This is a genomic window from Bradyrhizobium paxllaeri, from assembly GCF_001693515.2.
Lineage (GTDB): Bacteria > Pseudomonadota > Alphaproteobacteria > Rhizobiales > Xanthobacteraceae > Bradyrhizobium > Bradyrhizobium paxllaeri.
This window is the reverse complement of sequence record NZ_CP042968.1, coordinates 6,277,653-6,289,248: the sequence shown is the minus strand read 5'-3', so window position 1 is coordinate 6,289,248 and position 11,596 is coordinate 6,277,653. Positions and strand designations below refer to the sequence as shown.

Here is an 11,596-nt window from a genome sequence, read left to right as displayed (position 1 = left end):
GATGAAATTGTTCCTGTCAGGATTTTTTCGGCCAGAACGGCGAGGCCTGCGCGAGTTCGGGCGGATAGACGGTGACCGGCACGCCATTTTGCCACTGCACGATGACGACACCGGCGCCGACACGGCGGCCCTTCTCGTCGAATTTGAGCTGGCCGCCCGGATAGTATTTCGACGGCCCTGCATCCATGGTGCGGAAGGCTTGCGCGACAGCTTGGCGGTCGGCCTTGCCGGCTTTCTCCAGGGCTTCCTTCATCAGCCACATGTCGCCATAGGTCGAGACGACGTTTTGTGTCGCCCAAGGCTCCTTGTACTTGGCCTTCAACTCCGCGATCAGCTCTTCCTGGCCCTTCGAACCCCAGTTGGCGACGATCGTCATGATGCCCTGCACGGCTTCGGTGCTGACACTCTGCAGCATGTCCGGCTCGGCGATCGTGATACTGAAGGAGACGGTCGGGATCTTGCCCTGGCCGAGGCCGAACTCGTTGATCTTCTCCAGCCCGAGCTTGGCGTCCGATACCGCGTTCGGCATGAACAGGAGGAGGTCGGGACGCGCGGAGCGGACTTTCTGGATCAGCGGAGTGGCGTCCGACAGCGGCGGCGTCCAGATCTCTTCCACAACGAGCTGCAGACCTTCCTGCGCGAACAGCTTTTCCTTCAACGCCTTCGCGGTTGCGATCGAGGTCGCCGTGTTGTCCATCAGCATCGCCACCGTCTTCGGCCGCTTGCCCGATGCGGATTCGGCAAGCTTCATCAGTGTTGGCAGACCGAGTTCCGACTGCCGGCTGGCAGGGGCCGCGGTCTGGAAGATGTATTTAAAGCCGCGCTCGGTCAGCAGGTCCGAATAGGAGAGCGTGAGCACCGGCAATTCGGCGCGTTCGGTCACCTCGGTCACCGCCAGGGTGAAGGAGGAGAGGTAGGCGCCGGTCGCGGCAACGAGGTCGGTTTCCTGCGCCACCATTCGTTGCGCCGCGTTCTTTGCCTTTTCGGTGGTGTCGCCGCAATCGATCACCACAAGCTTCATCTTGGCGCCGCCGAGCGCCTTGATACCACCCTGTTTGTTGATGTGATCGATGCCCATCTCGGCGCCCATCCTCATCACCTGGCCGGGACGGGTGTAGATGCCGGACAGCGGCACGATAAGTCCGACCTTGACCTCGGCCGGCTGCTGTGCGCGGGCCAGTCCTGAGAAGCCGACAGCGGCGGCACCCGAAAGAACGGTCCGGCGCGTCAATCCTTTATTGTTCTTGTTCATTCTGCTTCTCCTTGTTTCTTGCTTTTTTGAACTTGTCACATGCCGAGATAGGCCTTGCGGACCCGATCATCCGCACGCAGCGTCTCGTTGTTGCCCTCGAGCACGACCCGTCCGGCTTCGAGGACGTAGCCGTGATCGGCGGATTCCAGCGCTTCCGCGACGCGCTGCTCGACCAGCAGCATGGTCAGGCCGGATTGCGTGCGGATGTCGATCAACCGTTCGAAGATGAAATCAGCCGTTGAAGGCGCGAGGCCCATCGATGGCTCGTCTAGCATCAGGAGCTTGGGCGAAGAGGCGAGGCCGCGGCCGATCGCCAGCATCTGCTGCTGCCCGCCCGACAGCGTGCCGGCGAACTGGCCCCGGCGTTCCGCGAGCACCGGCAGCCATTCAAAGATGCGCTCGATATTCTGTTTCCAGTCGCGCCGGCCGCTTTCGGTCATTGCGCCCATTTCCAGATTCTCCATCACGGTGAGCGACGGAAAAACCTGGCGTCCTTCGGGCACATGCGCGATGCCGAGATGCGCGCGCTGCGCCGGCGGTACCGTCAGCAGGTCGGCGTCGCCGAACATGATCCGGCCGGCGCCCGGCTGCAGGATGCCGGAGATGGTCTTGAACAGCGTGGTCTTGCCGGCGCCGTTGGGTCCTACGATTGCAACGAACTGGCCCGCCTCGACATTGATCGACACGCCGTTCAGAACGGGCTTGGCCGAATAGCCCGCGCTCAATCCTTCAATGCGGAGCATGGGCCACCCATTTCTTGCCGAGATAGGCCTCGATCACGCGGTTGTCGCGCGTAACGACCTCGGGCTCTCCTTCGGTGATGACGGCGCCGTGGTCGAGGACGACGAAACTGTCGACCAGGCGGACCATCGCCTGCATGGTGTGTTCGATGATCGCGATCGTGATGCCGTCACGGGCGAGCTGTTGGATGACTGCGACAACCTCGTCCGCCTCGCCATGGCCAAGGCCCGCGAGCGTTTCATCGAGCAGCAAAATTCTCGGCTGGCCGGCGAGGGCGCGCGCGAGCTCCATCAAACGCAATTCCTTGGTCGACAGCTCGCCGGCGACGCGATCCGCCACGTCAGAAAGACCGACGCGCGCAACGGCATCGGCGGCAAGCTTGCTCGCTTCGTCCTCGGTCGTTGCGCGCACATAGGCGCCGACCACGACGTTGTCGAGAATCGACATGCGCGGGAACGGACGCATGACCTGGAAGGTGCGGCCGATGCCGGCCTCGCAGATCGTATGCGGCCGTTCGCCGGACATATTGCGGCCATCGATGATAACTTCGCCCTCATCGGGGCGCAGGAAGCCGTTGAGGAGATTGAACAGTGTCGTCTTGCCGGCGCCGTTCGGGCCGATAATGCCGAGGATCTCGTTCTTGTGCAGCTTGAAGCTGACATTCTGAACGGCTTTCAATCCGCCGAACGAGCGTGAAAGATTACGCACCTCGAGCACGACTTCGGAGCCTGCGGCACGCCTGCGAGGCGCGGTGTGCAAGGGCGTCACGGTGGCCGTTGCCGGTTGTGGCGCGTCAGGCGCAGCATTTGCCTTCCGCGGGAAGCGCTTGCGCAGGAGATCGCGCAGCTTCCAGAACAGTCCTTCCGGAGCAACCAGGATCACGCAGATGATGGCGAAGCCGAAGATCACACCCTGGATGCCGGGGAAGCGATCGCCGGCTTCCGCGTGCAGTATCTCGGCCAGCGGGATCAGGATCACCGATCCGATCACTGGTCCCCATACCGTTCCGACGCCGCCAAACATGGCGACGGTCAGAGCTTGAGCCGACACCAGCATGCCGAACACGGATTGCGGCGTAACGACCAGAAGGACCTGGGCGTAAAAGGCACCGATCGCGGCGGCGATGGCGCCGCTCAGTATGATTGCGCGCAGCTTCCACGCCAGCGTATTGATCCCGGCGGCCTCGGCTGCGGCCTCGTTCTGCTTGATGGCGAGCAGCGCCATGCCGAAGCGGGACTGCTCGATGATCCGCGTCAGCACGATCGTGGCCAGCATGATGGCCAGCGCCAGCAATGTGTAGAGTCGAGGATCGCTAAACTGCATATAGGCGATTGGCGCATCGCGTTTCATCGGAAGCGTGACTTCCTGGAAACCGAGCCATTCGAAGACGTAGAGGATGGCGAGCGGGTAGGCGAGCATGGCCAGCGCAAAGTAATGGCCCTGCAGGCGGAAAGTCGGAAAGCCGATGAGAAGCCCGGCAATGCCGCCGAGCATTGCCGCGATCGGGATCAGAAGCCAGGGAGACAGATCGAAGTAGATCTGGCCGAGCGCGGTCGTGTAGGCGCCGATCCCGAAGAAAGCCGCATGGCCGAACGAGATCAGGCCCGTGTAGCCGCTGAGCAAATTCCAGGAAAGGCCGAACACGGCCCATACCGGGACCAGCGTCAGCACCAATTGATAGTAGGAATTGGTGACGCTGAGCGAGACCACCGCGTAGGCGATGGTAAAGAGAATCGCAGGCAGCAGCGAGCGGAACTGGGGCATGGTCACGTCCTCTCGACCATGCGTCCGAAGAAGCCTTGCGGACGGAAGAAGATGATCAGGAGGAAGACGACGAAGATCGCCGCATTCTGCAGCTGCGTCGGCAGGATCAGCGTCGACATCTGCTGGACCAGACCTATCGTCATGCCGCCCCAGAAAGCGCCGATGATGCTGCCCATGCCGCCGAGCACGACGCCGGCATACATCACGATCACGTATTCAAGGCCGACAAAAGGATGGAACGGATAGTTGGTGGCGAGCAGGCCGCCGGCGATGGCGGTGATGCCGCAGCCGAGCGCAAAGGCGACCCGGTGCGCACGATCGACGTCGATGCCCATATAGGTGGCCGCCGTCGGATTATCGGCCGCGGCGCGCAGCGACTTGCCGATCCGCGAACGTGTGATCAAGAGACTGAGCAGCGTCATGATCACCAGCGAGACAACGGCATCGATGCCACGCGCTTTGTTAATGAAGACGCTTACGTCGGAGAGAAGACCAAGCTCCCAGGCCGAACTCGATAGTGGAGTGCGGATCGAGGCCAGTACCGATCCGAAGATGATGAGGCCGCCGTTCTGCAGGATCAGCGCGATGCCGAGCGTGAGGATGAGCTGGGCATAATGGCCCTCACCCTCGAGTGAGGCGGTGCGGGTGCCCGATACGTGGGAGATCAGGGTGCGGTGAACGAAGTAGCCGAACACCGCGAGCACGGGGCCGGCGAGCAGGATCGCGACGAACGGTCCCACGGCGTTGCCGAACACGGCCTGCACCCCTGCGGCGGTGAAGAGGTAGAAGGCGGCATACATGCCGAGCATCATGAAGTCGCCGTGAGCGAAATTGATCACGCGCATGACACCGAAGATCAGCCCGAGGCCTACGCACATCAGGCCGTAGACCGCACCGATCAACAGGCCGGCGGCGAGCGCTTGCAGAAAGCCCTCCATCAGCGGCCGCTCCCGGTTATTGCAATGCTGGTTTCCTGGTTCACGATTCCCCCCGACACTCGCTTAAGATCGAGCCGGCATGCCGCGGCGATGACGCCGGCATCGCCAAGCTGCTCGCAGTCATCGATCGCCTGTTCCAACCGGTGTGCGCGGTCCGCACCGATCACCCAGGCTGCGGCGGCGCGAAAGCGGGTTCGGATTTCGGCCGGGGTCGCGGCGACGACGTCGGAAAGGCTGTGCCGGATCGTCTTGCCATCCCGCAGGTGGACGGTGACATCAGCGCCTTGTTTGGCGGGAAAGGCGGCCGTGAAGGCGGTATCGCTCTCAAGATCGGTTGCGGCGATCAGGCGGAGAACTTCCGGATCCTCGAGGGACGCGTAGTTCTCTTCGTCGATCTCGCCACGGGCAAGCGTGGCCGCCACGCTGAACGGAATGCTCATCTTTGCCTGCAACGCGTTCCGGTAGGGCCCCTTGGCATCGCAGCCGGGATAGCGAACCGCAGCATCAGGCGCGCGAATGATGATGCGCTCGACCGATTCGGTTTCGGCAAGCTCGTGCGAGACGCGGAGTGCGGCTTGCGATGCGGTCTGCGCGAAATTGCACGCCGGCGCCGGCTTGTTGTAGACAGCCATGATTTCCGCGTCACCGCCGCCGAACAGTTTGATATCGTTCGGTGCCCGCTGCCGCCGGTAGGCCGCGAACAGGCCGCCTTCGCCTTCCAGGATGGTCTCGGAGGCGGAGGCGCCGGCCTCGGCCAGCGCGATGGCCCTCAGCGCATTGGCTGCAGCGAAGCCCGGGTGAAAGTACATTTCGGCGCCACCGCCATGCGGCCACTCGTTGAGGCCGCTGGAAGTGTTGGCGGCGATCGCGATGGCGCTCGTCGCGGCTTGCTCCGACAGGCCAAGCGCAAAGCTGCCGGCCAGCGCGGCGCCAAGCGGCGCCACCAGACCGGTCGGTCGATACAGGCGAGCGAGGTCGGAGTTGAACAAGACACGGCCGATCCGTGCGCCGGTCTCATACCCGATGATGGCGGCAGCAAGCAGCGCGGTGCCGCGCAGGGCAGCCTGTTCGGAGAGCGCGAGCAATGTCGGCCAGATCACGACTCCATGGTGCGAGATGCTGGCCGCATGCATGTCTTCGCGGACGAGGCCGTGCCCCATCACGGCATTGGCAAAGGCCGCATCTGCCGGAGATGCAAGCCGGGAGGTTCCGATGATGGTCGCGCCACTGCTGGCTGGATGGGCCGCAGCCACGGCCTGACGGCTCCAAGGGTGATTGCCAGCCTCGAATGCGCAGGAGAGGAAATCGATCAGGCAAAGTTTGGCCTTCGCGACCACATCCGGACCGAAATCCGCGAACTCGACGGCAAGCGCCGATCGCGCCATTCGCCTCGCTAACGGTTCTTTGCCTGAAACGGTCGCGCCGATCACCATCGCACCCGCTGCTCCCTGAGATGCCTGCCGATCAGCCGCGCATCTGAACGCCGGCCCATTCCTCAACGACTTTGGCGATGGATGTGAAGTCCGACGCCGCGCCATATTTGGCGTTGGTGATCGCAAGCATCTGCCGCACCACCGCGCCGCAGACCATCGGCACGCCCATGGCTTCCGCTTCGTCGACACAGAGCCGCACGTCCTTGTAGGAAAGCCCGGTCGCAAATCCGAAATCGAATGTGCCGGGCAGCACTGCGCGCGGGAACTTGTCTTCGGACGCACTGTTGCGGCCGCTGCTGGCATTGATGATGTCGATCAGGACCTTGGCGTTGACGCCGCCCTTGACGCCCATCGCCACCGCTTCGGAGGTGATCACCAGCGCCGCAGCCGCCATCAAATTGTTGGCAAGCTTGGCCGTCTGGGCCACGCCGGGCTTGTCGCCGGTATAGAACAGCTTGCCGAAATTCTTCAGGATCGGCTGCACGGTGTCATAGGTCGCCTGCGGGCACGATACCATCACGGCGAGCGTGCCGTTGACGGCACCCTTGATGCCGCCACTCACGGGCGCATCAACCAGTGTCATGCCTTTTGCCTTCAGGCCTTCCGCCACCAGCTTGGCCGCGCCGGGGCCAGTGGTCGACAAATCGACCACGATTCGCGCGCGATTGCCGCTGCTGATGCCGTCGGGGCCAAGTGCAACTGCCTTGACGATGTCAGGTGTCGGCAGGCTCGCGAGCACGATCTCTGCGCGGGAGGCGACGTCGGCAGGCGATTTGGCTTGCTGCGCGCCGCGTTTGAGCAGCGGCTGCATCGCTTCGTTCTGGGTGTCATAGATGACGAGCGAATAGCCGGCGTCCAGTAGCCGCCCTGCCATAGGTCCGCCCATGCGGCCCGTGCCGATCACGCCGAGCGTCTCTCCCGCCATCGCTTGCTCCCTGTCGCGCGTCTCTTAAGGCGAGCGCGCTGTTGTTGTTCGACTTGCCGTCGCTGTTCGATTGTCGTTGCGGCACGGTTCCCACGCCGCCCCATATCTGTTCAGATTGTCAGTCAATCTGTCAAGCTGAACATTTAGAGGTCGACAGTTGGCCGCAGGTCGGCTTATGGTTCAACAAAGCGAGGAATGCGCCCAGGTGCCGCAAAGCGAAGTTTCAGGCGTCAGCCGGAGGTTGGCTGAATTGGTTGCCGCCACGTCATGGGCGGATGTCGCGGCACAGCAACATGAGGCCAAGCGATCGATTCTGAATTTCTTCGCTACCGCCCTCGGCTCGGCCCATGATCCGGCGGTCACCATCGCCATGCGGACCTTGTCGCCGTTTAGCGGTGCCGCGACCTCGGCAGTGATCGGCCGGACTGACCGGCTCGATGCGATGAGTGCGGCATTCGTCAACGCCATCTCGGCCAACCTGCTCGATTTCGACGACACCCACCCGGAAACGATCATCCATCCTGCTGCACCAGTTGCAGCTCCCGCGTTTGCGCTAGCGGAGGCGCGCGAGCTGCCCGGCCGCGACGTTCTGACGGCTTTCATCCTGGGCGTGGAGGTCGAGTGCCGCATCGGCAACGCCGTCTCTCCGCACCACTATGCACGCGGTTGGCACATCACCTCGACCTGCGGGATCTTCGGTGCGGCGGCGGCCTGTGCGAAACTGCTCGGGTTGTCTGCGGACGGCATCGCCAATGCGATCGGCATTGCCGCGAGCCAATCGGCGGGCAATGTCGAGAATCTTCCGACCGCAGCCAAGAATGTCAGCGTCGGCAATGCTGCGCGGAACGGGTTGTTCGCCGCATTGCTTGCGCAGCAGGGCTATGAAGCCGCGCCACGGGCGATCGAGGGGCCGCTCGGCTGGGCGCGCGCCATGGGTGATGATCCCGATCTCGAACGCCTGCTCGGCAGCCTTGGCCGGACGTGGGAGATATCGAAGAACACCTACAAGCCCTATCCAGCAGGCATCGTGTTTCATGCTGTCATCGACGCCTGCTTTGCGCTGCGCAGCCGCATTGGACGGATCGATCAAATCGAGGCGGTGATAGTGCAGGGGTCTGCACTATTGCTTGCACGCGGGGACCGGCCGGTCAGGAACGAGCGCGATGCCCGCGTGAGTATTCATCATTGCGTTGCCTGCAGCCTGCTGATCGGAGCCGCCGGCGTCTCTGAGTTTGCGCGCGAAACGGTGTTTCGGCCCGACATTGCAAAATTCCGCGAGAAGGTGCGGGCCGAACTCGACGGCTCCATGCCTGACGGTGCAGCGCATGTCAGCATCCGCCTGGCATCGGGAGAGACCGTGGCTGAAACCGTGACGTCTCCGCGCGGCAGTCTTGCCGACCCGCTCGGCGATCGTGACATCGAAGCTAAACTGCGTGACGGCGTGCGCACCGGGGGAAGCAATTGGGATGCCGAACGTATCATCGAGGCGGTCTGGCAGCTCGACGCATGCGACGACATCCCCAGCCTGATGCAGCGCCTGCACCACGAAGGCTCCACACCATTGATCAAACAGTAACGCTCTACAAACCTGAAAGGACGATCCATGAGCAAAAGCGAACTGTTCGAAAAGGGCCTCAAGGTCCGCAAGGAAGTGCTCGGCGAGGACTACGTCAACAAGTCGATCGCGGGCGCCGATGAATTCACCCGCACGATGGCCGAATGGTCGACCGAATTCTGCTGGGGGGCGCTGTGGACCCGGCCTGGGATGGACCGGAGAACCCGCAGCATCGTCAATCTGGCGATGCTCGGCGCGCTGAACCGTCCGCACGAACTGAAGCTGCATGTCAAAGGCGCGCTAAAGAACGGCCTCACCAAGGACGAGATCAAGGAAATCCTGCTGCAGGTGGCGGTCTACTGCGGCGTGCCTGCCGGTATTGATGCCTTCCGCAACGCGCGCGAGGCGTTCAACGAAGTCGAGGCAAAGTGATTAATCGCGAGGATGGCAGGAGATCGCATGGCTGAGCAGGAGTATGAACTCTTCGCCATTCGCTATGCGACCCGCGATGCGCGGCGCAGCGATCACTTCATCGGCGGAGATCCGCACGACGGACCGATGCCGATGGACTACTTCATGTGGGTGGCGAGAGGAGGGGGACGTACCTTCGTCATCGATACCGGCTTCAACGTGGAAGTATCGAAGAAGCGCAATCGGACTTTCCTGCGTTGTCCGGTCGAGACACTCGACGCGTTCGGCATTGATGTGAATGCGGTCGAGGACGTAATCCTCACGCATTTGCACTACGACCATGCCGGCAATTTCGACCGGTTTCCGAAGGCGCGCTTCCACCTTCAGGAACGTGAGCTGGCCTATGCCACCGGTCGCTTCATGCGGTATCCGCGGCTGTCGCACTCCTTTGAGGTCGAGGACATCTGCGGGATTGTGCGGCTCAATTATGCCCGCAGGGTCTTGTTCTACAATGGCGATGCCGAACTCGCGCCCGGTTTGACGATCCATGCGGCAGGCGGCCATTCGGCCGGACTTCAGTTCGTCCGTGTCAGGACGCGCAGGGGTTTTGTCGTGCTTGCCTCCGATGTCAGCCATTTCTACGAGAACATGGCAAGCGAGCGGCCGTTCACTACGGCGCTGCACATCGGTGAGATGCTCGAGGGGTTCGAACGATTGCTCACGCTCGCACCGGACGAAAACCATATCGTTCCGGGGCACGACCCGCTGGTGATGAAGCTTTATCCAGCGCCGAGCCCGGCGCTGGAGGGCATTGCTGTACGTCTTGACGTGCCCCCGTCAGGCTTTGCACCAGTTCGTGCCGACTTTCTGCAAGGGCACTAGCCGATTGCGAGGCTTCCTGAAGCGTGCGAATGCGTCAACGCTTTCCGTCCGTCGACCAGTCTTCGCGCAATGAGCGGTTTACAGAATGTCCGACACTGGTTGATGAAGTCGAAAGCACGGCGACCTTTGCGGGTAGTTCGGGCTATTCCGAATCGAGGCTGGAAGCCGTACGATCCACGCCGCGATTGTCTGGAGCGCCGCCTCCAGGAGCACGGCGGGACACGATGGCTGCTTCTTGCCCGGGAGTTCCTCAGCTGTCACGCCGTCAATGCTCGTGCAACGATTGGCGCCATCTCGCAAGGCACAGCACCATCGAGAAAGGCTTTCACTGTAGTGCGAGCGCGCAAATCGATCTCGGAAAGCGTTGGTATGTCGCCGAGCTGGAGCACGGCTTCCAGATGGATGTTTCCGTGGAGCATTCCAAGAAACTGGCGGGCGCCGGCTTCGCAATCCGCCAGATCGATTTCGCCGGCGTGCTTCGCTTTTGCGAGAATTTTGGCAAGGACTGCGATGGCCGGCTTAGGGCCATGTTGCGCATAGGCTCGTGTCGCATCGGGGTAGCGGTCCGCTTCGAGGATGGCCGTGTAGCAGACCTCCAGCAACGACGGCGTCATCATCGTACCGAGAAGATTGCGTCCAATGGTGATGAGCAACTCCCTTAGTGGCAGGGAAAGCTGGTCGGCACCGACACTCAGGGCGTTGGACGAGTAGTGGCTGACGACTTCGGTGAATTGGTCGACGAGAAGCTGCTGAACATCTGCGGGCCGTGTTGACTTTTCGCGGAGCAATTGCCGGTAGAGACCGTGCGGCGTCCATGCCCAGCTCGATCTCCCCAACAGGAACGCCGAGAGAACCGCGCAGTTCGACCACCCACGCAGCTGGCTCGCTTTACCCGGGACCGCTTCACGGACGCGAAGGATATCACCCATCGCACCCCACCGCAGAAATCTGACAGCATCGGCCGGCGGCAAGATCGTCACCATCATGCGCGTCCACCAGGGCTCCACGAGCAGCCAGCTCCCCGTGCTCGTTGGTCGCATGGCAAAGACGTGCTTATGCCTGTGATGAACGAACCGATGCCACCATTGCCGTCGAAGGCCTGGTACGAAGCAGACGATCCAGTCGGCGGGATCGACGGTCACCAGGGATCCATTCTCGTCGATGCTGTTCGCCAGGTCCGGCGGGACATCGCCGACTACCTTCAGTCTTGAAGGGCTCTCTCCACTTCGCCTCAGCCAGGTCCGATTCGACTGGACAATGTCGTTAGCTGCGCTCATCGGATCATGTCTCTCGCGCTCGCGCATCCATGAATGAAGCCTTCGATGTTGGCCCTGACGCGGTCGGCGGCTGCTCCCTCCTGGCGCATTGCAGGACTCAGCATGAGCGCCTGGTAGAGCGGTTCCCTCAGCAGTCCCAGCAATTGCTCGGCGTATAGCTGAGGGTCCGATATCGACAGAATCCCCCTCTCATTTGTTGCCGACAGAAACTCCCGCAGTTCGAATGTGACAGTCGCTTGCCCCGCCTCGTGCACCCGCTTCTTGAGCGCAGGATTGCGTGCACCTTCGGTCATCATCATCCGAATGAACCCGACAAAGGTGGTCGAGTACTCCTTCCAGGCAACGCGTCCGAACGCGATGAGCGTTTCGCGTGCATCGTCCAGGGTGCCAGGACGCGCTCTCCTCACCAATGGCTGCG

Annotated in this window: 11 protein-coding genes; 3 read left to right on the top strand and 8 right to left on the bottom strand. The window is 62.3% G+C overall.

The window, feature by feature from the left end; translation table 11 throughout:
- Window positions 1-16 precede the first annotated feature (16 nt).
- The 6 genes from LMTR21_RS30015 to LMTR21_RS29990 form a co-directional block, all read right to left on the bottom strand.
- Window positions 17-1,252, bottom strand: coding sequence for an ABC transporter substrate-binding protein (locus LMTR21_RS30015; protein ID WP_065751114.1), 1,236 nt, complete (start codon window positions 1,250-1,252; stop codon window positions 17-19).
- A 35-nt stretch (window positions 1,253-1,287) separates the two neighbouring features.
- On the bottom strand, window positions 1,288-1,995 hold the full coding sequence (locus LMTR21_RS30010) for an ABC transporter ATP-binding protein (protein WP_065751115.1): 708 nt from the start codon (window positions 1,993-1,995) through the stop codon (window positions 1,288-1,290).
- Window positions 1,982-3,757, bottom strand: a complete 1,776-nt coding sequence (locus tag LMTR21_RS30005; protein WP_187399230.1) for a branched-chain amino acid ABC transporter ATP-binding protein/permease — start codon at window positions 3,755-3,757, stop codon at window positions 1,982-1,984. Before LMTR21_RS30005 ends, LMTR21_RS30010 begins: the two co-directional genes overlap by 14 nt.
- 2 nt (window positions 3,758-3,759) lie before the next feature.
- Window positions 3,760-4,695, bottom strand: a complete 936-nt coding sequence (locus LMTR21_RS30000) for a branched-chain amino acid ABC transporter permease (protein WP_065751117.1) — start codon at window positions 4,693-4,695, stop codon at window positions 3,760-3,762.
- Window positions 4,695-6,080, bottom strand: a complete 1,386-nt coding sequence (locus LMTR21_RS29995) for an MmgE/PrpD family protein (protein ID WP_246174448.1) — start codon at window positions 6,078-6,080, stop codon at window positions 4,695-4,697. The genes LMTR21_RS30000 and LMTR21_RS29995 overlap by 1 nt, the downstream gene beginning before the upstream one ends.
- Before the next feature lie 79 nt (window positions 6,081-6,159).
- Window positions 6,160-7,053, bottom strand: coding sequence for an NAD(P)-dependent oxidoreductase (locus tag LMTR21_RS29990; protein WP_065751119.1), 894 nt, complete (start codon window positions 7,051-7,053; stop codon window positions 6,160-6,162).
- A 241-nt stretch (window positions 7,054-7,294) separates the two neighbouring features.
- Between LMTR21_RS29990 and LMTR21_RS29985 the strand changes: the two genes are divergently transcribed.
- Genes LMTR21_RS29985 through LMTR21_RS29975 form a run of 3 tightly spaced genes read left to right on the top strand, consistent with a single transcriptional unit; the run spans window position 7,295 to window position 9,901 of the window.
- Window positions 7,295-8,629, top strand: coding sequence for an MmgE/PrpD family protein (locus LMTR21_RS29985; RefSeq protein ID WP_246174435.1), 1,335 nt, complete (start codon window positions 7,295-7,297; stop codon window positions 8,627-8,629).
- 27 nt (window positions 8,630-8,656) lie between these two features.
- Entirely contained in the window at window positions 8,657-9,040 is a 384-nt protein-coding gene (locus LMTR21_RS29980) for a carboxymuconolactone decarboxylase family protein (RefSeq protein ID WP_057859155.1), read from the top strand.
- 27 nt (window positions 9,041-9,067) lie between these two features.
- Window positions 9,068-9,901: an N-acyl homoserine lactonase family protein gene (locus tag LMTR21_RS29975; protein WP_084030441.1), complete on the top strand. Its 834-nt coding sequence runs from the start codon at window positions 9,068-9,070 to the stop codon at window positions 9,899-9,901.
- 257 nt (window positions 9,902-10,158) lie between these two features.
- Here the strand turns inward: LMTR21_RS29975 and LMTR21_RS29970 are convergent, their stop codons facing one another.
- Window positions 10,159-11,178 (bottom strand): TetR/AcrR family transcriptional regulator C-terminal domain-containing protein, encoded by a 1,020-nt coding sequence (locus tag LMTR21_RS29970; RefSeq protein WP_065751122.1) that lies wholly within the window; start codon window positions 11,176-11,178, stop codon window positions 10,159-10,161.
- Window positions 11,175-11,471, bottom strand: a complete 297-nt coding sequence (locus LMTR21_RS41345) for a TetR/AcrR family transcriptional regulator C-terminal domain-containing protein (RefSeq protein ID WP_246175929.1) — start codon at window positions 11,469-11,471, stop codon at window positions 11,175-11,177. Before LMTR21_RS41345 ends, LMTR21_RS29970 begins: the two co-directional genes overlap by 4 nt.
- Window positions 11,472-11,596: the final 125 nt, after the last annotated feature.